Below are 22,719 nucleotides of genomic sequence, written 5' to 3'. Positions count from 1 at the left end.
TCTATTTTTTCACAATGGGAGGTATGAAGATGAGAGATGATAATAAAACCTTTGTTTCATTGGCTACATTAAACCGGAATTTTGAAGAAGTGAAAGCTGGTCTTACACCGGCAGAGGCAATGGATGAATCCAATCGTTGTCTCTATTGTTACGACGCGCCGTGCATTCAAGCATGTCCAACAGCAATTAATATTCCTTCTTTCATTAAAAAAATTGCTTCTGGAAATTTAAAAGGTTCAGCTACAACCATTATGGAGGCAAATCCAATTGGGGCCAGTTGTGCTCGCGTGTGTCCGACTGAAGAACTTTGTGAGGGAGCATGTGTGTTAAATCATTCGACCAAGCCAATAATGATCGGAGATTTACAGCGCTATGCCACGGATTGGGCGATTAAAAATGAACAAATATTATTTAAAGCAGGGGAAAAGAATGGAATGAGCGTAGGCATTATCGGCGGAGGTCCCGCTGGTTTGTCAGCTGCTCGAGAACTTGCACGCTTAGGCTACGAAGTTACGATTTATGAATCGAAATCAAAAGCTGGTGGACTAAATACGTATGGAATTGTGTCTTTCCGTTTACCACAAAAAGTTGCTCAATGGGAAGTTGATCAGGTAGAAAATTTAGGAGTTCAAATCAAAACAAATATCACTGTTGGACAAGATATTAGTGTTAAAGAAATTCTCGAAACTTATGATTCTGTCATTTTGGCTGTTGGTATGTCAAAAGGTTCAATGCTTCAAATTGAAGGAGAAGAGTTAAAAGGGGTTCACGATGCGATTCAGTTTGTGGAAGATTCAAAAACAAAAGAGATATCAGATGACTTAGTTGGCAAACGTGTCGTTGTAATCGGAGCGGGGAATACGGCAATTGATGCTGCTACTTGTTCTGTAAGGTTAGGCGCAGAAAATGTGAAAATTCTGTATCGCCGCTCTCAAAAAGAAATGACAGCCTATGAGTTTGAGTATGAATTCGCAAAGCAAGATAACGTTGAATTTAGGTGGCTAACAGCACCGACTCGTTTAATTGGGGACCATAATGGCCAATTAAAGCAAATGGAATGTATCAAGATGGAATTAGGTGAACCAGGAACTGATGGACGCCGTCGACCTATGCCTGTTGAAGGTTCTGAATTTATTATAGAAGTTGATGCGGTTATTAAAGCGATTGGTCAAACGAGATACCTTAATTTAATGGACGCATTTGGACTCGAGCAGAAAAAGGGCGTCGTGAAAATTGATCTCGAAACATATCAAACGTCCAATCCCAAAGTGTATGCCGTAGGTGATTTCATATTCGGTGAAGGCCAAGGAGAAGCAATGGTCGTTTCAGCAGCACAGCATGGAAAAAAAGCAGCCTATGCCATTCATCAACAACTTAAAAAGATAAGTATCGAAAGCGCATAATCAATCAAATAAGTAGTCATTTACTATCATTTGCTTAGGAGGAATTCTGATGGCGGATTTAAGGAGTAATCTTGCTGGAATCGAGTCGCCAAATCCATTTTGGCTGGCCTCGGCACCACCAACAAATTCAGGGTATCAAGTTCAACGTGCTTTTGAAGCCGGCTGGGGTGGAGCGGTTTGGAAAACGTTGGGTGAACCAATTATTAATACCTCTTCAAGGTTTGCCGCAGTTAGTTTTAATGGAAGAAGAGTGGCTGGTTTTAACAATATTGAACTGATTACTGATCGTCCACTTGAAGTCAACTTAAAAGAAATTTATGAGACGAAAAAACGTTTTCCTAATCACGCAATTATTGCCTCATTAATGGTTGAACCTAGCAGAGAAAAATGGCATGAAATTGTCAAACGAGTAGAAGATGTTGGGGTAGATGGCCTTGAGTTAAACTTCGGATGTCCTCATGGAATGGCAGAGCGTGGGATGGGCGCAGCTTCAGGACAGCAGCCGGATCTAGTTGAATCGCAAACGATGTGGGCGAAAGAAGTAGCTAGAACCCCAGTCATTGTGAAGCTAACGCCGAACATTACTGATATAACGATGACAGCTAAAGCTGCTGTAAGAGGTGGAGCAGACGCTATTAGTATGATTAATACAATAAATAGCTTAGCAGGAGTCGATATAGATACATGGAATACAATTCCGAATGTAGCAGGAAAAGGAGCTCATGGTGGCTATTGTGGACCAGCGGTTAAACCGATAGCGCTAAATATGGTCGCTGAATGTGCTAGAAACGCAAATATTACTATTCCTATATCAGGTATCGGTGGCATTTCAAATTGGAGAGATGCAGTTGAATTCATGTTGATGGGATCTACAAATGTTCAAATTTGTACAGCTGCCATGCATCATGGATTTAGTATTGTCGAAGATATGATTGATGGACTTAATAACTATCTTGACGACAAGGGTATTTCATCGGTTAATAAACTTATTGGGAAATCGGTAGAGAAGTATTCCGATTGGGGAAATTTAGACTTAAATTATCGTACAGTAGCAAAAATTAATACGGATGTTTGCATCAATTGCAATAAATGCCACATTGCCTGTGAAGATACAGCACATCAATGTATCGATATGCTTACAGATCCAAATGGCAATAAATATCTTAAAGTTCGCGAAGCAGATTGCGTTGGATGTAATTTATGTGCCATTGTATGCCCTGAGGAAGGGGCGATCAGTATGTTAGAGCTTCCACGCGAGAAAATAGCTATGTCTTGGAATGATCGTCAACACGCTTTTGCTAGTTTAAAAGGATAACAAAATCTATTTTCTACATTGAAAAGGAGAATTGTTATGAAAAAAATGATTAAAAATGGAACGATTATTACGGCTACAGAAACGTTTAATGCGGATGTGCTCATTGATAACGGAAAGGTCACAGCAATTGGTTTAGATCTGCCAAGTGCTGGCATGGAAGTTATTGATGCGAAAGGATGTTATCTATTCCCCGGCGGAATAGATCCGCATACTCATCTAGAAATGCCATTTGGAGGAACGGTAAGTAAAGATGATTTTGAGTCAGGGACAATCGCAGCTGCGTTCGGTGGAACAACAACCATTATTGATTTTTGTTTAACAAATAAAGGTGAGCCACTAAAAAAAGCGATTCAAACTTGGCATGCAAAATCTAAAGATAAGGCAGTAATCGATTACGGATTTCACTTAATGATTGGCGAAATCAATGAGCGTGTTTTAGCTGAAATTCCTCAAGTCATCGAGGAAGAAGGCATCACTTCTTTTAAAGTGTTTATGGCTTACAAAAATGTTCTTCAGGCAGACGATGAGACGTTGTTTCGAACACTTGTAATGGCAAAAAAACATGGAGCTCTTGTAATGGTTCATGCTGAAAATGGAGATGTCATCGATTATTTAACAAAAGAAGCGTTAGCGGCAGGAAACACTGATCCAATCTATCATGCGCTGACGAGACCACCTGAAATCGAAGGAGAAGCAACTGGAAGAGCATGTTTATTAGCAGGTTTAGCTGAATCCCAGTTGTACGTAGTTCATGTCACTTGCGCAGAAGCGGTTGATAAAATTGCAGAGGCGAGAAACAAAGGATTTACAGTGTATGGGGAAACTTGTCCTCAATACCTAGTTCTGGATCAATCTGCTCTTGAAAAACCTGATTTTGAAGGAGCAAAATACGTTTGGTCTCCACCTTTACGAGAAAAGAAACATCAACAAGCATTGTGGAACGCATTAAAAAGTGGTCAACTTCAAACGGTTGGTTCTGATCAATGCTCTTTTGATTTTAATGGACAAAAGGACTTGGGGAAAGGTGATTTTACCAAAATTCCAAATGGCGGTCCTTTTATCGAAGATCGATTTAGTGTGCTTTTTTCAGAAGGAGTTAAAAAAGGAAGAATCAATGTTAATGAATTTGTAGATATCGTATCAACTCGTTCAGCAAAGTTATTCGGATTATTCCCACAAAAAGGAACGATTGCAGTTGGAAGTGATGCGGATATCGTTATTTTCGATCCGGAAATCGAGCGGACCATTTCAGTTAACAGTCATCATATGGCCGTTGATTACAATGCATTTGAGGGGTTGAAAGTGACGGGGGAGCCTGTTTCTGTCCTTAGTCGTGGAGAATTTGTCATAAGAGACAAGCAATTCGTTGGTAAACCAGGCATGGGGAACTATTTAAGACGAGGCAAGCATGTACAACTTTCTAACCGTGCAAAAGTTGAAGCTTTACAATAGCAATACCAAACGATAAGTCAATTGAATATATGTAGCAGGAGTTACTAAGGTAAAGAGCAAAAAAAGGGAGAAAAAATAATGAAAAAAACTTATTTAAAGTCCCCTGATTTACTACCTATTGCGCATAAAGAAAGAAAAATTGGTAGGTTTGGGTTTTCTAACATGTGGATTGGGATGGCTGTGGTTTTAGCTGCATTTGCAATTGGAGGTTCAGGAGTCCAAAACCTATCTTTAGGATGGGTTGTGCTTGCTACATTAATTGGTGCACTAGCAATTGGGTTTTTTATTACATTAACTGGGGACATCGGTATTGAACATGGCTTATCCTTCCCAGTTTATATGAGAGCGCCATTTGGTACGCTAGGTACACATATACCATCCATTGTAAGAGGGATCACTGCTTCATTTTGGTTCGGTATTAATACGTATTTTGGATCAGCTGCTTTAAACGGTATTCTATTTACGTTATTTGGATTTGATAATTGGTTTTTATGTTATGTATTATTTGCAGCTGCACAACTCATTAATACATCACTTGGTATTAAAGCGGTCGAGCGTTTTGCAGATTTAGCAGCACCCATCATCATTTTAATTTCGATTTGGATATATACATCTTTATCAGATTTAGCCATTCAAGAAGGAAGAAATGTTTGGTCTTGGATTGAGAGTCCGGTTACTGGTGCTGCGGTTTTTACAGCATTTGTAGTAGTCATTTTTACTAATATGGGCTTTTGGGCAACATTAGCAGCCGATATCCCTTCTATCTCTCGATTTGTAAAGGCTCCTCAACATGAAAAGAATTGGTTTAAACGCAATAAAAATGCAATCATCGGCAATATGATTGCATTGCCACTTACACAAACTTTCATGGTTGTAATTGGTGGGGTTTCATATATTGCAGTAAAGAACTATGATCCAATTGTTGCCTTACAAGAAGCTGCAAGTGGGATTGTTCTTGCTGTCTTACTTATTATGATTGTTTTCGCACAGTGGTCAACAAATGTTTCAGCAAATTTAATACCAGCAGCAACGATTTTTTCTAATGTTGGCGGTCCTAAAGTTCCTTTTTATGTCGGTGTAATAATGGCGGGTGTTATTGGGACGGTGGTTCAACCTTGGAATTTGTTTAATATAATTATTCCTTTTCTTTTAACGATTGGTGGAATCTTATCAGCGATTGTCGGAATTTTATATGCTGACTATTATCTTCTAAGAAAACGGAGAGTCAATGTGCCGGATTTATATGAAAGCAAGGGACAGTATCGGTATTTAAATGGTGTGAATTTAGCAGGAATGTTCTCGTGGATTGTCGGTGGTTTAGCGGCGTTTTGGTTATCGAACTATTCCTTTATAGTTGGTTTTGTTGTCGGAGCGGCTTGTTATTATGTACTAGCTAAGTATTGGTGGTTCAAAAAGTATCCTCAAAGTGAAATTCAGAATCCAAGTGATGAGTTATTTCTAGGAATTACAGTAGGCAGAGATTGGATAATTTTAGACTATGAGGATGAAGAAGAGATTTTACCAGAGAAAGCAGTCGGTTAGTCTAGTGCTGAAAAGTAAATAACTACTGAGGAGGTTAGCTTTTGAGTTCGTCTAAAGAATATGACTTGGAAAAGGAAAAAATTGATTTCTTCATGAATAGTGGGTACGAGATTACTAAAGTCACAGAATCTCTAGATGGAGAATTCATTGAATTTGAACAACCAGAAAATCCTGAAGATAAACAGAAATTGGTGCTATATACAGCAGACGGTAGAAAATATCTTTCTACTTTTGTTTTTGAACAACAAAAGAAACGATTAGTAATAGATAAATAATAATAGGTTTGAAGTGGGATGTTGATTTTTACTCAACATCCTTTTTTTACAAAATAACATAGTATATAAATTTAGTGAGCCATGAATCCAGTATTCCCGGTATTTTAATGAGTAGGTTCTAGTATGATATCGCTGATTTGCGCTCCAGGCGGACGCTTACCACGGGGCGGGCGGAGAGCCTCCTTCCGCTTCAATCAAGTAAATGTTTTCGAATTGATCATAAAAGGAAATACAACTTAGAAGGAAGGGATTGCAGAACAGTGGTTTGCATGATGAACACTGAAATTCTGGTATTTTGAGCAAGTATTTCTCTTTTTAGAAATAGTATAGAAGAAGTATTCCTGCTAGCTTTGCATTGCTCAAAATTTCAAATAATTGTAACTAAAAATAGAATTCGTTGCAATGATGGACAAATTCACACTAGTTGATTGAAGCGCAGGTGGCTACTTCTGCGGGAAAAGCTTGAGCTGAAGGCCCCGCAGGAAAGATGCTGGCCAAAAGCCAGTGTCTTTGCGACGAGTAACCGCAGGAGTACATGTTTTCGAAGTGACGAGGAGACTGAAGCCAAGCCCGCGAAAAGCGTCCACCGTAGCGGAAATTAACGGGTTTAAATGGTTACCCTTCTTAAAGGACCGGGCGTACTTTGCCCGGTTTTTCTTATATAAAGAAGTATTATTTTTAACAATTCACATAAAATAGTCAGTGTTAAATGATTGCTTTTCCACAAAAAGTGAATCATTAAGCCTTGATTTTTAAGAGCATTTTTATCCAATTAAACTGTTCGATGAATAAAAATGCCCTGATTTTGCCATAGTAAGAATGTATTGAATTCTAAGTGGAAACTAAGGAGGACTTTCTATGGAAGATCACACACAAATGAGTTGGAAAGAAGATACGATAATTGCTCAATTGCATAATTCTGTGGATAATGTCACGATGGCTGTAGGTCAAGCTCAAACTCGTCCCACGGAACAGACTATTCAAAACGCGCAGGAAATGATCGAGCGTGCAGAACGTTCGGTAACAAATGCTCTCCAAAGTCGAGGGGAAACGGAACCTATCAGTATGCTTTTAATGCAGTTAAATCAGAACAAAGAGAAACTAAACGACTTGCACTAGTATTAAATATGTATTCGCATAAAGCTATTTTTAAAAAACAAAGAGCCTGATTCTTAATAGAATCAGGCTCTTTGGCTAAACTGATAGAGTTAATTAAAGTAAATATGAGCCGTTTGTATTGGCAGCAGCAATAACCTCAGGATGTTTATCTGTGTCACCACAATGTTGGCTTTATAACCATTAAAGCCAGCATAAGAACTAATATGGTTATATAAATCCAGGTAGCTTTATTGAGAGTAGAGAGTAATGGTAAACGCTCAACTTTAGGGTCACTAAATTTCTTGAGAGTACCTGAAAATCCACGCGCAAGAAAGAAGATAGATAAAACCATAAGACCTATTGTTGCTACAATCCATGGAGTATTCCAAGACCAAGGTCCAAGGTAGACAAGTAATATACCAGAGCCCACTAGTACATGACCAGCATGTTTTATTAGCCGAACCACATAACGGAAAATAGCAATATAAGCTTTCTCCATTACTAAATCTGCTTCTCGCATTTTTTTTAAAACAGCAAACAACACAAAAAGTGGACCAATCGACACAACGGCACTCAAAACATGGATGAAAATAATGAAAACGTACAAATCATACATTTTTTATACTTTTACCGGAGTAAATTCATGAACCCATACTGTCATAGTTGGCAACCAAGGCATACCGGGATGATAAGACAAAATGGACTGTTTGTATTCTTCTACAGACTGGAAGCCTTCTTGTTTTGCGTGTTCTTCCTTCAGTTCACCAAGGGATTGATTGTAAACATTGTTTACAACGAATGATTGTCCTTTTAATTCCATGATTTCGCCTATATCTGCATAACGACCATTACGACGTGTAGCAGTTTTTTGTCCTTGTAATACTTTTTCAACATCAGATTCCAATGTTACTAGACGCTCGATTGTACACGTTTTAGGGGGTAAATTAGTTGTTTCATTAGTCATGTAGTTTCCACCTTTATAGTTTAATTTTTTATATTATTCATGAATAACTTGTTAATAAAGATTCACTTCTTAAGTGTACACGTTTATAACAATTTGAACCATGCTGAAAAGAAGTAAATAGGTTGAAAAAGGAGGTTTCAATATGATTGAAGATACATCTGAAACCGTATTGGCGAAAAGAGCAGTGAATGGGATAGAAGATATATTTGGTACATACCCCGGTTATCGTCGTGCTCATGCAAAAGGAGAGCTATATGAAGCGACGTTTACGCCAACTGGTAAAGCTTCACCGTATACGATGGCCGAGCATTTAAGAGACACAGAGGTTCAGGCAATTGTTCGTTTTTCAAATACTTCACCTAACCCATCAACTGCTGATGCTCTTGCAGTGGTGAAGGGAATGTCAGTACAATTTCAATTGTCTGAAGGAATAATAACGAATTTAGTAGGGATAACCTTACCAATCTTTGTGACGAAATCACCTCAGACATTCTTGAAAATATTAAATACAATGAAGTCTTTCAAGGATGCTAAACCTAATTTTAAAGACATGGTAAACCTTTTTGCAACATATCCAGAAAGTCGAACTGCCTTTCAAATGATACGTAAGCTCAAAAATACCAAAAGCTATGCAACAGGTCGGTACTTCGCAGTACATGCATTTTATTTGGTTAATGAAAATGGTATAAGAACACCAGTGAAGTTTGAGTGGGAACCAGAGGCAGGTGTAGAGACTTGGTCAGTTAAAGAACTGGCGGCTTTGCCAAGTGATTATTTAGAAAAGGAAATGACCAACCGATTAAAATTGGGAGAAGTTCGATTTCGCTTACATATTGTAATTGGAGATAAAGTTGATCCAACTGATGACCCTACAAAAGAATGGCCAAAAGGGCGAAATCGTATTGATGCTGGTATGTTAAGTGTGAAATCAAAAGCACTTATCGATAAAGATCGTTTTATCTTTGATCCAACTATCTTGCCCACAGGAATTGAATGTTCGAATGATGAAATCTTACCATTTCGTAGAGATACATATGCAATTTCCTATGAAAGACGGAAAAAAGAGGGTTAAATGAAAAGTTATACACCAAAAAGAGTAAATTATCCACAAATTGTGGATAATTTCAGAAAATTTCCACTTTGTCCACATGTGGATAACATTATAGGTTTATTAATAATTATCGATAAAATTCATTATAAGTGAAACTATTTAATGTAATTGTAATAAGATTTCTTGGTCCTGTGATGCTGGTTTTCCGATATAGGTTTTTTAACCTTTGCATTTATATAGTTATTCGATTTCTGCTCGTATGAATTGATAATGATTTGTTTCGCTACATGTTGATTCTACTTAAAAGCCTACAGTATCAAAGTTATCGATAATATTAAAAAACATGTAAAGGTCTATACACTTCTGTTCAATGTCGTTATTTAGTAGTCAATCTTTCCTCAATATTATCGTATGTCCTTAAAAAAAACAGAATTTCAGTGTGAATTAATTCAAATAAATTACGTAGAGTGTTAAATTAATAGGCATATTGCATACACTAGTAATTGTCTAAAGTATTTATTTGAAAAGGGGGCAGTCTAATTATGAGCATTGCTGTGATATACGGAAGTACCCGTCAAAACGGAAATACCGAACAACTAACGGAGAAAGTAATTAAAGGGCTAGACATCGAAAAAATTTTCTTGCGAGATTTTACTATTCAACCAATCGAAGATCTTCGACATACAGAAGCTGGATTTGTGGATGTCGATGATGACTATAACAAGCTTGTTGAACGTATGATGAAGCATGATACGTTTATATTTGCAACGCCTATTTATTGGTATAGCATGTCAGGTACCATGAAGAATTTTATTGATCGTTGGTCACAAACAATGCGAGATGAAAAATTTCCTGATTTTAAAAAACAACTAGGAAAGAAAAAGGCATATGTCATAGCGGTAGGCGGAGACAATCCTTCTATTAAAGGTTTACCGCTGATTCAGCAATTCAATTATATTTTTGAATTTATGGGGATCTCATTTGACGGTTATGTGCTTGGTAAAGCAAAACGTCCGGGAGATATCTCAGAAGACGCAGTAGCAATCTCAGCTGCTGAGGAATTAAATAAAAAAATTAAATGAGTGGTACTATTTTATTGATAAGAAGCTAGACGTGTCAATAAATGGGTAATTATCGATAATAAGTGAACGTTTGTATGTGTTGGTCAAAAGCGTCTACGAACATCCTGCCGCTCTGTAATAAACTAATATAATATATCTTCGAATTAGTGTGAACATTACTTCTTAGAGTTTAGCCATCGTTTTCACTTCACCCTGAAAAACGATGGTTATTTTTGTATGAAGAAGCATCAGTGAAAAAACGACTTAAATTCAATTATGAAACTGCATATTCATTACTTTTCGACTAGTTTGATAAAATAACATGCTTTGATGCGTATTAATACTGAAATTTATTGTATGATAAGAGGATCAGAACGTTTAATCATAAGAATACATAAACGAATTAACGGAACTGGAGGAATCGAGTATGAGTGAGGCTGTCATATTGCATCGAGAAGCGATGGATGTGTTAAAACAAACAAGTCGGACATTTTTCATTCCAATTAATTTTTTAGAACCGACCCTTAGAAAAACAGTGGCGTCTGCATATTTATGTATGCGTGCAATTGATGAAATAGAAGACCATCCAGATATGGAGGCAGAGACAAAACGTCAATTGTTAACGTCGATTAGTGAAAGTTTGAAAACGACATTTGACGCTGAAAAATATCGTGAACTTATTAAGCCTTATGAAAACTCGCTTCCAATTGTGACGAAACGTCTAGCGGATTGGATTTTATTATGTCCACCAGATGTAGTAGAGAAAGTTAAAGAGTCAACCGCTGTAATGGCGGAGGGAATGGCGAAATGGATTGATAAAGACTGGCGCATTAAGACCAAAGAAGATTTAGATGATTATACGTATTATGTGGCAGGGCTAGTTGGGTGCATGTTGTCTGATTTGTGGAAATGGCATGACAGCAATATCGAAACTGATCGTGAGAAAGCGATTGCGTTTGGACGAGGCTTACAAGCTGTAAATATTTTGCGTAATCAAGATGAAGATTGGGAGCGAGGCGTTCGTTTCTTACCTGATGATTGGGACAGAGAAGATTTATTTTTATATGCTAAACAAAACTTAGCGATGGGGAGCGAATACGTAAAAGATATTAACAATCGTTCTATTACTATGTTTTGCAAATTGCCGCTTGCGCTTGCGAGTAGTACATTAAAAGCAATGAAAATAGGTCGAGAAAAAATTTCTCGTAAAGAAGTTGAATCGATAGTAAAGGAACTTGAAAGCCAACATTAATTTATTTAATAAATAGTAAAACTGAACAAGATACCAGGCTCCAAAGGTGAAGTGGAACATTCTATGTCCGCTATAGTTATGGGTGCCTGGCACTTTAACTTGTTCACATTAATGGTGTTTTCATTCATACAAAACCTTCTATGTTTTGATCTAAGTGCTTTCTTTTTCGTAATGCCTAGACTATCGCTCAATACTAAGGACATCTCTTTTTTGCTGGCACAATTGTTTGTGCAAAAACACCTCAGGATGTACGAAAGACGCCAATGTAAGTGACGAAGTCACTTACATTGGCGTCTTTTATATTGGTGCAGCAGGTTTGAGATCCAAAGCTACTTGAAAACCTCTGGCGACACAGTTTGACAAAGACTTTATTATATTAACCTTACTTTGCTTCCACTGATTTGCCGAGTTGTGTTAGACGATGAGCAAAGTCATTAGAACGTGGTTCTGCACCTTTAAATACATCTTGTAAGACGTACGCTTGCGTGCCGTGTTCAGAGTAATCTAAGCCAATTGTTTCGTCTTCTTTTGATACACGTAATGAAGTGAATAGACGAATCGTTAGCAAACTACCACCGACAGTTAGTGTAGTCCAGCCAATAATTGCGGCTACTCCAATGAACTGAATGGTAATTACGCTAACGCCACCTCCGTAAAATGCCCCGTTCGCTACGTCGAATAAACCGACTGCGAGCGTTCCCCAAATTCCTGCGATACCATGAACGGATATTGCGCCGACAGGATCATCAATTCTTGCTTTCACATCAAAGAATCGAATGCTTTCAGTCATTAATACACCTGAAACAAGTCCAATCGCAATTGCGCCAATAAGAGAGACGTTTGCACATCCCGCTGTAATTCCTACAAGCCCACTAAGTGCGCCATTTAACGTAAGTGATGCATCTATTCGTTTGTAGCGAAGTTTGGTATAGAGAGCAGTGGACAATACAGCTGCAGATGCAGCAAGTAACGTATTGGCTATGACTAATGGTACTAATGTAGGGTCCGCCGCAAGTGTACTGCCGCCATTAAAGCCGAACCATCCTAGCCATAAAATAAAGACACCGAGTGCTCCCAATGGAACGCTGTGGCCGGGTATAACATTTACTGAATGTCCACTATATTTTCCGATACGAGGCCCAATTAACCATGCGGCAATTAACGCGCCAACCGCACCGGTTAAATGAACGACTGACGATCCTGCGAAATCAATATAACCAAGTTCAGCTAACCATCCTCCACCCCAAACCCAGTGGCCAACAATTGGGTAAATAACTCCCGTCATTGCAACGACTAATATAAGGTAAGAAGATAATTTCATTCGCTCTGCAACTGCTCCAGAAATAATGGTCGCGCAAGTTGCAGCAAAAACAGCCTGGAATACAAAGAACCCTATATCTTCACGTCCAAGTAAAGCAAAACCTTCCGTCCCGATTAGACCAAAAGCGGAAGGGCCGAACATGATCGCGAAACCTATGATGAAATAAAGCAGGGAACCAAGCGATACAGTCAATAAGTTTTTCATTAATATATTTACTGTATTTTTAGAACGAGTGAATCCAGTTTCAACCATGGCAAAACCAGCATGCATAAAAAATACTAAGATGGCACCAATCATCATCCATATCATATCTACCGAGCTTTGTACTGCTTCAATTGTCTCCATAATCCTGCCCCCTTAATATACGGCGATTGCGCCACGTTCTTTTGTTCGAATTCGAATTGCTTCATCTACAGGAAGGATGAAAATTTTTCCATCTCCCACTTCGCCAGTAGTTGCATACTCTAAGATGGCTTCGATAATTGGTTCAACTAAATGATCTTCAACCACCATTTCTAATTTTAATTTAGCTGAGAACTCCATTTCATAAGCATTTCCACGAAAAAGGCCTGTTCGTCCCTCTTGTCTACCACAACCTGCAATTTCCATTACACTTAATCCGTCAATTCCTTCAAGTGCCAAAGCTCTTCGGACATCTGGAAAAACTTCTGGTCGAATAATTGCTTCAATTTTTTTCATTTTCATTCTCCTCTCTGCTTCTGATAACTTGTGTTAGGTTTCCTAACATAATAATCTAAATAAACTAATAAATCAACTAAATATAAAATTTGATGTTAGATTATCTTACATAACCAGGAGGAAGACGAGAAGAATACTAAAATTGTGATTGGATTTTCCTTTGGAAACAGGATTAACTAAGTTGGAGTCATCACCCAATAGATGGATTAAGGAAAACGAGACTCATCTTGCAAAATGCGCAATAATGACTAAATCCTATTCTACGTATTTGTAGTAAATAAATTATTGTATAATACATTTTGATGGCAAATATTTAAACAATAAAATTGACTTGTTGTATTAAACATAAAAAAGGAGAAGATTAAATGAAAATTACAAAAGCCACGGTGTATGCAGTCCGTTTCCCTTTGCGTAACCCGTTTATCATTTCGTATGCGACCTATCCGGAAATGTACTCTGTCATTTTAGAGCTAGAGACCGATACTGGTCTAATTGGCTATGGGGAGGCAGTTCCGGATGAACATGTGACTGGAGAATATTACCTTTCTGCATATGAACTTTTAAAGGGACTTTTGATTCCAAAGATTATAGGAATGAGCCCATTTGACATTGAATCCATTCACGATGTGATGAATTCGACAATTTCACGCAACCCTGCAGCAAAAGCAGCCATTGATATTGCCTGTTATGACTTGATGGGGAAAGCTACGAATCAGCCTGTTTACAACCTTATTGGAGGTAAAGCTCATGAACAATTGACCTACCCTAAAGTGTTGAGTATCGAGGCTCCAATTGAGATGGCACAAAAAGCAAAGCAAGCACTTGTAGATGGCTATCAATCATTAAAACTAAAAGTAGGATTGAATCATCCACAAACTGATGTGGAACGTATTCAAGCGGTTAGGAAGGCAGTCGGTCCAGACGTGGAAATACGCGTTGATGTAAACCAAGGATGGAAAACAACAGGAACAGCTACTGCCGCCATTAAACAATTGGAGGACCTCAATTTATCTTGGGTAGAGCAACCAATAAAAATGGGTGACATTCGTGGACTTGCCTCTATTCGACAGAAAACATCAGTACCTATCATGGCGGACGAGACGATCCAAACAATGGAAGACTTACTTGAAATCATTCGTCTCGAAGCTGCCGATGTCATTAATATCAAGTTGATGAAATGTGGAGGAATATATCCGGCCATTCATCTGGCGAAAACAGCAGAAGCTGCTGGAATTACGTGTCAAATTGGGTCTATGGTGGAATCTTCCGTTGCTTCTGCAGCAGGCTATCACACCGCGTATGCTCATAAAAATATTGAAAGTACAGAATTGACGGGTCCTCTATTATTTTCTGAAGAAATCGGAGATCTGAAATATGCAATTCCTTACGTCCACTTATCGGCTAATCCAGGATTAGGGATTCATGTTGACCGTGCCCAGCTTGCGAAGCTGACCATCCAATCAGAAACTATAAATGATGAGGATTAACATGAAAACGGTAATTAAACGTTGAAGTAGGGATAGGGGGTCTTATTATGAGGGAAGATAAACAAGTGGAGCAACAAATTCAAGAGTGGTTTTCCCATTTCCATGCAAATCCAGAGGTAAGCGGGAAAGAAGTTGAAACAACTGCCAAAATAGCCAGTATTCTAGATGAACTAGCCGTGGCATATAAAACGTTCGATGATTTGACGGGGTTGGTAGCGGAAATTGGAAGTGGTCTAGAAGTTATTGCAGTACGTGCGGATATCGATGCGCTGTGGCAGGAAGTTGACGGTGTTTATAAAGCGAATCATTCATGTGGTCATGATGCCAATATCTCTATGGTTCTTGGAGCATTGCTTTACTTACGAAATCAGTCCTTAACTAAACGTATTCGTTTTATTTTCCAGCCTTCCGAGGAAAAAGGGAACGGCTCGATTTCAATGATAGAACGAGGTGCTGTGGATGATGTCTCCTTCCTATTTGGTGTACATCTACGTCCAGTTGAAGAATTACCTTTTGGGAAAGTTTCACCTGCCATCCATCATGGAGCTGGTGTTTTTTGTGAAGGTCTAATTGAAGGTATTGATGCACATGGGGCGCGTCCTCATCAAGGGAAAAATTCAATCGATGTCTTGGTAGCTATCCATCAAATGATTAAGTCAATCTACGAATCGCCTTTTGAGTCGTACTCTGTAAAACTGACTAACATGCATGCAGGCGGTGAAAGTCTTAATATCATTCCAGGAAAGGGTACCTTTGCAATTGATGTACGTGCGCAGTCTAATGTGGTACTGAATCGCTTGCAAGATAAAGTGAATGAAGGTCTCGCGCAATTGAAGACTATGTATGGTGTAGAGATCACCTGGAAATGGAATGATTACACGCCTGCGGCAGAAGTGTCGGAGGAAGCAGTGGCGTTTGCAGATGCAGCGATACGCAAAGTAGTGGGTGAGGAGTTTGTGGCACCAGCCGTTATCACTTCGGGAAGTGATGACTTTCATTTTTACACAATAAAGAATCCTTCGATAAAAGCTACCATGATTGGTGTTGGAGCAAACATGACGCCTGGGCTGCATCATCCGAAAATGACGTTTGAGAGGGATGCACTGGGAATAGGTGCTCGTGTTCTTGCAGTAACTTTATTACAAGCAAAATAAATATTTTTGGTAATCTTGGTATGTGTTTTTTAAAAGCCAGGTAGATGGGTTAATTTTACTGTCTACTTGGCATTTTTCTATATTTAATAATCAGTTTTTATTTAAGTGTAAAAGTTTCATTTAATTGGGTATGGATAAGGAATATTATTCAATTCTATTTCAATAATTGGAGCGTGAACGTATGAATCGGATATTTACATCTTTAGTGATGTTAGGTGTACCATTAACTGTGGCAGGTTCGCTGCTACATTGGTCCAGTATTTCAATGTTTATTATTTGTTCGGTAACAGTAATTGCTATTTCAAGTTTTATGGGAAGGGCAACGGAGAGTATTGCAATAGTTAGTGGGCCTCGAATTGGCGGTTTACTAAATGCCACATTTGGAAACGCAGTTGAATTGATTATTTCGATTTTTGCGTTAAAAGCCGGATTAATTGGTGTAGTGTTGGCTTCACTTACAGGGTCAGTATTGGGGAATTTATTGTTAGTCGGAGGCCTTTCCTTTTTCCTAGGTGGACTTAAATTTAAACGACAAAAATTTAGTATTCATGATGCACGGCATAATTCTGGACTACTTGTTTTTGCAGTTATCGTGGCATTTGTCATTCCAGAAATATTTTCAATGTCCATGAACGAAACGAAAACATTGCAATTGAGTGTTGGGATTTCAGTCATTATGATTGTATTATACTTAGCGGGTTTATTTTTAAAATTAGTCACACACCGAGGTGTCTATGCTCATAGCGAAGAAGGTTCCGTAACGGAGCACGAAGAGCCTGAGTGGTCAAAGAAAAAAGCTTTAACCATTCTAGTGTTGGCCACTTTAGCGGTAGCTTATGTATCTGAAAGTCTGGTCCATACTTTTGAAGCGGTAGGGGAACAATTTGGATGGTCTGAATTATTTATTGGTGTCATCATTGTAGCAATTGTTGGAAATGCAGCTGAACATTCATCAGCTATTTTAATGGCGATGAAAAATAAAATGGATGTAGCAGTTGAAATTGCTATTGGTTCAACATTGCAAATTGCCATGTTTGTGGCCCCTTTGTTAGTCATTATTTCTCTATTTATGCCAACAGCAATGCCGCTTGTATTTACCGTTCCAGAACTCGTCGCGATGGCCACAGCTGTTCTTTTAACCATCAGTGTATCAAGTGACGGTGAATCTAACTGGTTTGAAGGACTCACATTACTCGCAGCTTACCTGATTATGGGCATCGGTTTTTATTTACTTTAACGAGTTGGATTAACTAGTGATGAAAACAAGAAAGAGTCTGGGTTAAGAGTCTATTTTGTGAAGTAAGGAGGTGATGAGTTGGTGGATTTATTATTAATAGGTGGAGGGCATGCGCATCTAGGCATATTACGTGAGATCCGAACGAAGGCAGTCGAATATCAAGTAACACTCATTTCAGCTTCGCAATACCAATATTATTCTGGAATGTTTTCAGGTTATACGGAAGGCTTTTATTCGAAATCAGATATTCGAATAAATTTACAAAAGATATGTGAACAAGCCGGTGTGACATTTGTGGAAGATACAATAATTAAAGTAGATGCAGCTAACCGGAAATTGATTGGTGTTTCTGGTAATGTGTATGACTTTAACGTGGTGTCATTTGATATAGGGTCAAGTATTGAAAATTTAGATGGCTCTGTTAAGCAAATTAAAATAAAACCTAATTTCATTTTTCCCAATGAAATCAGTGAATTTCGTGAAACATCATTTCCTGTTATTGTTGGTGGAGGAGCGGCAGGAGTAGAGATGGCGTTATCTGTTCAAGCCTGGCGGTGCAAAAATGGGTATAAGGATAATGTTACAATCATTAGCTCTTCGTCTATACTGTCGTCAGTCAGTAATAAAGCAGAAACAAAAATTTTGAAGATCGTTAAACAAAAAGGGATTCGTGTTTTTGAGAATGATGAAATAGTCGAAGTATCAACCCAAGGATTAGTGACGAAGAATGGGGAGCATATTGCCTGTTCACACCTACTTCCTCTAACAGGACCCAAACCAAGCAGTTTATTTGTAGATTCATCGCTACCGCTTGATACTAAAGGATTTTTACTAGTAGGAAAAACGTTACAAGTTACTGATTTTCCTTGGTTGTTTGGAGCGGGTGATTGTGTGACTATAGCTGACTATTTGAGCTTACCTAAGAATGGCGTTTATGCCGTCAGACAAGGGCCTATATTATGGGGAAACATCAATCATTATTTACAAGGAAGACAATTAACGAGCTTTGATCCCCAGAAAAAATTCGTGTCGATTTTGTCAGTTGGTCAACGAGAAGGTCTTCTTACATATGGGAAAAGCGCTTATTATGGAAAATGGGCATGGCTGTTGAAACATTGGATTGATAAGAAATTTATGGAAAAACACAAGTGAACTACCGATACAAAAAAGCTTTTGACTATATTCAGTTAAAAGCTTTTTTTGTATTACCTAAAATGATGGTAAAGTACTTATGTATATACCTATTTTTTTACTTATTAAACAAGCACAATTCAAACTGTGCACTTAAAGGAGTTCGGTTGAAGTGAAACGGAAATTATTTTATGAAGATGCTTATCGTCAAAGTGGTGTCACGAAAGTTGTAAGTTTAGCTAAAGACCAATCAGAAAGATGGTACGTTACTCTAGAAGAAACTCTCTTTTATCCAACAGGTGGGGGACAACCTCATGATAATGGCATGATAAATAGTGTTCAAGTAACCGATGTGGAGGAAGTGGAAGGTGAAATCCGACATTATTTAGCAAAACCACTACTTGAAGTGGGGGAAGCTGTAAATATTGAAATTGACTGGACTCGGCGCTTTGATTTCATGCAACAACATGCAGGTCAACATATATTGACTGCATCATTTGTTGAATTATTTGATATTCAGACCACGAGTTTTCATTTGGGGAAAGAACTAGTCACAATTGATTTGGATATAAAAGACATAACTACTGAACAGTTAGTAGAAGTAGAAAAACGGGCAAATCAACTTATTTTAGAAAACCGCCCGATTGCAACAAAGTGGGTAACTAAAGATGAACTGAAAGATTATCCCATTCGAAAACAAGTAGCAGTTGAAGAAGATATTCGTTTAGTCATCATTCCTGAATTTGATTACAATGGCTGCGGAGGGACACATCCATCTTCAACTGGTCAAATAGCAGCGCTGAAAATTCTCGATACAGAAATGCAAAAAGGGAAGATACGCGTTCATTTTCTCTGTGGAGGTAGGGTCTTACAGCAACTTCATCGCAAACAAAAGACGTTGCAAGAAGTGACTCATTTATTAAGCGCACCAGAAGAAGGACTAGCACTTGCAGTGAAAGTGATGTTGGATAATAGTAAAAAACTAGAGAAAACGTTGGAAGAGACACATGAACAATTAATGAACTATGAAGTAAAGGAACTACTTGGAGAAATACAACAAGAATGCATGTCCATTGAACGTGTTTTTCGCCAACGACCAATTCAAGAATTGCAGAAAATCGCACGTTTAACTGTGGCACAAGCAACAAACTGTCGGGTGATTTTCATTGCTGAAAATGATGGCTTACTACAACTTGTATTAGCACGAGGAACCGAAAATCAAACTAATATGAAACAACTAATTGTTCAAATACTGCCACTTATCAACGGAAAAGGTGGCGGTTCTGTATCCTTTGCGCAAGGTGGCGGTACGACTGATCTAACTGGCCAACAACTATTAGAGGAAATTCATTTATTTTAAGTTAGAAGGACCTTTGCAAACTTTTCTCGAAACACAAGAAAGAATCAACTTTTATACTATTCTGCTCTACTAAGGTTTTCGGGTCGTTTGAGAAGAGGGAAGCGATCAATTTAGAGTATCGACTAGGGTTCCGGTGGAGCCTTTGGAACTCATAACATAGAGAATGGGAGAGGAGAAGAACGAGGTGATAAAAGTCACCTCGTTCTTCTCTTTTTCCGTCACGTCGCAAGATTACAACTTTTTGATTGATTAGAAAATAGATACTTACTTATTTACTACATAGAAAACAGGTTACCAAAGAAAATAGCGTTACTTTTTCAGGAACTAAGAGGAAATGGCTAATTTTTAAAACTGGATTCAGGCGATCAATTGGTTAGTTGGAAAAATTTGTGTCCAGGTTGACGGAGATGCTGTCACAAAGTACATCTTCTTCAGAAACTCATTTTAAAGGGAGACGAGATCGAGTGGCGTTTTATACTTATATTTGTATATTTATATACTAAAGTAATAGGGTCAAGCGTGTATATAGGGACAAATAACGTCCATCAAATTATGATGTGTATGGAATTTTATGTAATGTAATAAGGTTTTATACGATATAAATTAAAGATAGGTACAAGAATGATTTGTTAATAATTATGTTTAAAATACTTCCATGTTGAATATTCATACAAATAAAAAATCGGGATTTCAATAAAAAACATTTAATGAGTAGTGATAAAAATCACTATAAAGACTGTTATAAAGAGCTTTTTATCTTTTTACGTTCTAAATAGTAAGCTAATAAATTAAAATTTTTTTAGTATAAAGTATTAATTTTCTTAAAATTTGAATTATTGCATTGACTGTTTATTGGGGAAACGCTTACAATCAATATATTACTTCTAACAATTAGTAGAGAGAAAGGGAAATATTTAAGTTGAAACTGAACGAGTGCTCAGTCGGTTAACTAAGGGTATAAAAAAATTTATTATATGGGGAGAATTATTTTATGAAAGCTTATAAAAAAGAGGTTCGTTTTACTATTATCATGGCTTCTGCTTTTATTCTTATGGGAAATGCTGGATTCTTTTTTGTGTTATTCCCGACAGATGCCATGTTATTTGGATTTCCAGTTAAATATATAGTGCCGATTTTAATGGGATGGTTTGGTGTGTTTATCTTAACGTTGATTGCTGGGAAAATTGGAAACCAGATTGATGAAGATATTGAAAATGAAAATATGTCGTTGGCACGAACTGAAAAAGAGAAAGGACGTGTGGCGTAATGGAGGGAGAAAACTGGCAGTTATCTAATCCTATTTTAGGTTTAGGCGTAGTATTAGCAACTTTTATTATGTTTTATATAGTTGGATATATATCGAATCGAAAGAGCACCTCAGCAAAACAGTTATATGTAGGTGATGGGAATGTTGGGCCGGTAGTAAATGGTTTAGCTATGGCTTCCACTTATATGAGTCTGGCAACATTCTTAGGAATTACAGCTTTAATATTAAAACTTCAAGTACCTTTTATCCTTTTATGGATCCAATTAATTTTAGCAATTCCGCTTATTACCATTATTTATGGAACAAGTCTTCGTCGCATGGGTGCTTTCTCACCGACGCACTTTGTTCGTGAACGATATGGCGTAAAAGCTTCCATAATTGCGGCACTATTTATGGTTCTTGTTTCTATTATGTATGCACTTGGTCAAATGATTGGGATTGCCATTACATTTGAAACACTTTTCGGAATCCCTTACTTAACAGGACTAATTGTTGGTGGACTTATAATCGTAGGATATATTACGGTTGGTGGTATGGCAGGTGCAACAAACAATGCAGCGATTCAAATGGTCATTATGGCATTAATGTTCATCGTTCCTTTAGGGGCAATCATGAAGGCTGTTGGAGGTACTGGTTGGTATTTCCCACCATTACTTTACGCAGACATGGTGCCGGCAATGTTAGAAGCTTTACCTACTTTCTTTGATTATCAATTTGGACCAAAATGGTATTTCTCACTTCTAGCACTTACTATCGGTTCATTAGGATTACCTCATTTAGCGATGCGTATATATACAGCATCTAGTTTGAAAAGTGCTCGATCGGCAATGGTATACTTTGCATTTATTTTAGGATTAGTATTCTCTGCAACTTATGCAATGGGGTTTGTTGGCGTATTTGCAACATCTACTCAAGGATTGGAAATTTCTCCTGCAGATGCAGATAAGCTGACGATTATTCTAAACTTAGTTTACAATCCAGAGTGGGTAACAGCACTCGTAATTGCAGGTGCGATTTCTGCAGGCTTATCAACATTAGGTGGTAACTTACTAGCTGTTGGTGCTTTATTATCACAAGATATAGTGGCAACATTAAAACCGAATATATCTCAAAAAGCGAGCTTGAAAATTGGTTATATTTCAATCTTTATTGGAGGAATTATTAGTATCATTCTTGCTATTGAACCACCAGCTTTCCTAGTAGTTAGTATTTTGTGGGCGTTTGGTTTAGCTGGAGTAACGAATGCACCTCTAATAATTGTAGGAGTATGGTGGAAAGAAGCGAATAAATATGGAGCAATCGTCTCTTCAGTTGTAGGAGGAGCATTATATATCATTGTATCTCCATTCGTTTTCCCGAGTATCGTTGTAACAGGACATGCGGTGACTGATGGTATGGGATTATCAGGCGGAATGTTAGCAGTGCCTGTAAGTTTTATTCTTCTAATCGTAGTATCATATATTACAAATCGTATGCCTTCTCTAGCAGGTAAACTGACTAAGGAAGAGGACATTAAATTAATTGAACGTATTCATGGTTGGAAAGACATTCAAACTTATCGTTATAACAGTACGCTTGGCGCAGCTGTTACTGTAGTAGTTTGTTTGGGTATAATTGTTTGGGCATTAATGCCTTGGAATATGTAAGGAT

The 22,719-nt window shown here is 37.8% G+C and carries 20 protein-coding genes; 16 read left to right on the top strand and 4 right to left on the bottom strand.

Features of this window, described 5'->3' with window-relative positions; genetic code table 11:
- The first annotated feature begins 29 nt into the window (after window positions 1-29).
- The 6 genes from E2636_RS14825 to E2636_RS14800 all read left to right on the top strand — a co-directional run bounded on the left by E2636_RS14825 (window position 30) and on the right by E2636_RS14800 (window position 7,106).
- Complete coding sequence (locus E2636_RS14825; RefSeq protein ID WP_134210899.1) at window positions 30-1,403, top strand: NAD(P)-dependent oxidoreductase; 1,374 nt, start codon at window positions 30-32, stop codon at window positions 1,401-1,403.
- 49 nt (window positions 1,404-1,452) lie between these two features.
- A complete protein-coding gene (preA, locus tag E2636_RS14820) occupies window positions 1,453-2,718 on the top strand; it encodes an NAD-dependent dihydropyrimidine dehydrogenase subunit PreA (protein ID WP_134210898.1) in 1,266 nt (421 codons plus the stop codon).
- 36 nt (window positions 2,719-2,754) lie between these two features.
- Window positions 2,755-4,170, top strand: coding sequence for a dihydropyrimidinase (gene hydA / locus E2636_RS14815; protein WP_134210897.1), 1,416 nt, complete (start codon window positions 2,755-2,757; stop codon window positions 4,168-4,170).
- Window positions 4,171-4,248: 78 nt separating this feature from the next.
- Window positions 4,249-5,712, top strand: coding sequence for an NCS1 family transporter (locus tag E2636_RS14810; protein WP_134210896.1), 1,464 nt, complete (start codon window positions 4,249-4,251; stop codon window positions 5,710-5,712).
- Window positions 5,713-5,753: 41 nt separating this feature from the next.
- Window positions 5,754-5,987: a hypothetical protein gene (locus E2636_RS14805; RefSeq protein ID WP_134210895.1), complete on the top strand. Its 234-nt coding sequence runs from the start codon at window positions 5,754-5,756 to the stop codon at window positions 5,985-5,987.
- 858 nt (window positions 5,988-6,845) lie between these two features.
- On the top strand, window positions 6,846-7,106 hold the full coding sequence (locus E2636_RS14800) for a hypothetical protein (RefSeq protein WP_134210894.1): 261 nt from the start codon (window positions 6,846-6,848) through the stop codon (window positions 7,104-7,106).
- 154 nt (window positions 7,107-7,260) lie between these two features.
- Here the strand turns inward: E2636_RS14800 and E2636_RS14795 are convergent, their stop codons facing one another.
- Window positions 7,261-7,701 (bottom strand): DUF2269 family protein, encoded by a 441-nt coding sequence (locus tag E2636_RS14795; RefSeq protein WP_134210893.1) that lies wholly within the window; start codon window positions 7,699-7,701, stop codon window positions 7,261-7,263.
- Between the two features lie 3 nt (window positions 7,702-7,704).
- On the bottom strand, window positions 7,705-8,049 hold the full coding sequence (locus E2636_RS14790; protein ID WP_134210892.1) for an ASCH domain-containing protein: 345 nt from the start codon (window positions 8,047-8,049) through the stop codon (window positions 7,705-7,707).
- A 142-nt stretch (window positions 8,050-8,191) separates the two neighbouring features.
- Between E2636_RS14790 and E2636_RS14785 the strand changes: the two genes are divergently transcribed.
- The 3 genes from E2636_RS14785 (at window position 8,192) to E2636_RS14775 (ending at window position 11,413) form a co-directional block, all read left to right on the top strand.
- Window positions 8,192-9,121 (top strand): catalase family peroxidase, encoded by a 930-nt coding sequence (locus E2636_RS14785; RefSeq protein WP_134210891.1) that lies wholly within the window; start codon window positions 8,192-8,194, stop codon window positions 9,119-9,121.
- Window positions 9,122-9,642: 521 nt separating this feature from the next.
- The gene (locus E2636_RS14780) at window positions 9,643-10,182 is read left to right on the top strand and encodes a flavodoxin family protein (protein WP_134210890.1); all 540 of its coding nucleotides are present in this window, start codon (window positions 9,643-9,645) and stop codon (window positions 10,180-10,182) included.
- 406 nt (window positions 10,183-10,588) lie between these two features.
- Window positions 10,589-11,413, top strand: a complete 825-nt coding sequence (locus E2636_RS14775) for a squalene/phytoene synthase family protein (protein ID WP_134210889.1) — start codon at window positions 10,589-10,591, stop codon at window positions 11,411-11,413.
- A 382-nt stretch (window positions 11,414-11,795) separates the two neighbouring features.
- Here the strand turns inward: E2636_RS14775 and E2636_RS14770 are convergent, their stop codons facing one another.
- On the bottom strand, window positions 11,796-13,079 hold the full coding sequence (locus E2636_RS14770) for an ammonium transporter (protein WP_208324084.1): 1,284 nt from the start codon (window positions 13,077-13,079) through the stop codon (window positions 11,796-11,798).
- A 12-nt stretch (window positions 13,080-13,091) separates the two neighbouring features.
- Window positions 13,092-13,433 (bottom strand): P-II family nitrogen regulator, encoded by a 342-nt coding sequence (locus E2636_RS14765; protein ID WP_134210888.1) that lies wholly within the window; start codon window positions 13,431-13,433, stop codon window positions 13,092-13,094.
- Window positions 13,434-13,798: 365 nt separating this feature from the next.
- Here E2636_RS14765 and E2636_RS14760 point away from each other — a divergent pair, with 365 nt between their 5' ends.
- From E2636_RS14760 to E2636_RS14730, 7 genes are all read left to right on the top strand, one after another.
- A complete protein-coding gene (locus tag E2636_RS14760) occupies window positions 13,799-14,920 on the top strand; it encodes a mandelate racemase/muconate lactonizing enzyme family protein (RefSeq protein ID WP_134210887.1) in 1,122 nt (373 codons plus the stop codon).
- A gap of 47 nt (window positions 14,921-14,967) precedes the next feature.
- The gene (locus E2636_RS14755; protein WP_134210886.1) at window positions 14,968-16,074 is read left to right on the top strand and encodes an amidohydrolase; all 1,107 of its coding nucleotides are present in this window, start codon (window positions 14,968-14,970) and stop codon (window positions 16,072-16,074) included.
- A 181-nt stretch (window positions 16,075-16,255) separates the two neighbouring features.
- On the top strand, window positions 16,256-17,311 hold the full coding sequence (cax, locus tag E2636_RS14750; RefSeq protein ID WP_134210885.1) for a calcium/proton exchanger: 1,056 nt from the start codon (window positions 16,256-16,258) through the stop codon (window positions 17,309-17,311).
- Window positions 17,312-17,392: 81 nt separating this feature from the next.
- Window positions 17,393-18,463 carry an FAD-dependent oxidoreductase gene (locus tag E2636_RS14745; RefSeq protein ID WP_243840782.1) on the top strand — a complete coding sequence of 357 codons (1,071 nt, stop codon included), beginning with the start codon at window positions 17,393-17,395 and terminating at the stop codon, window positions 18,461-18,463.
- Window positions 18,464-18,614: 151 nt separating this feature from the next.
- The gene (locus tag E2636_RS14740; protein ID WP_134210883.1) at window positions 18,615-19,802 is read left to right on the top strand and encodes an alanyl-tRNA editing protein; all 1,188 of its coding nucleotides are present in this window, start codon (window positions 18,615-18,617) and stop codon (window positions 19,800-19,802) included.
- Window positions 19,803-20,793: 991 nt separating this feature from the next.
- Entirely contained in the window at window positions 20,794-21,069 is a 276-nt protein-coding gene (locus E2636_RS14735) for a hypothetical protein (protein WP_134210882.1), read from the top strand.
- Window positions 21,069-22,715: a sodium:solute symporter family transporter gene (locus E2636_RS14730; RefSeq protein ID WP_134210881.1), complete on the top strand. Its 1,647-nt coding sequence runs from the start codon at window positions 21,069-21,071 to the stop codon at window positions 22,713-22,715. The genes E2636_RS14735 and E2636_RS14730 overlap by 1 nt, the downstream gene beginning before the upstream one ends.
- The last annotated feature ends 4 nt before the right edge of the window (window positions 22,716-22,719 follow it).

The organism is Paenisporosarcina antarctica, assembly GCF_004367585.1.
Lineage (GTDB): Bacteria > Bacillota > Bacilli > Bacillales_A > Planococcaceae > Paenisporosarcina > Paenisporosarcina antarctica.
This window is presented reverse-complemented; position numbering and strand designations above follow the sequence as displayed.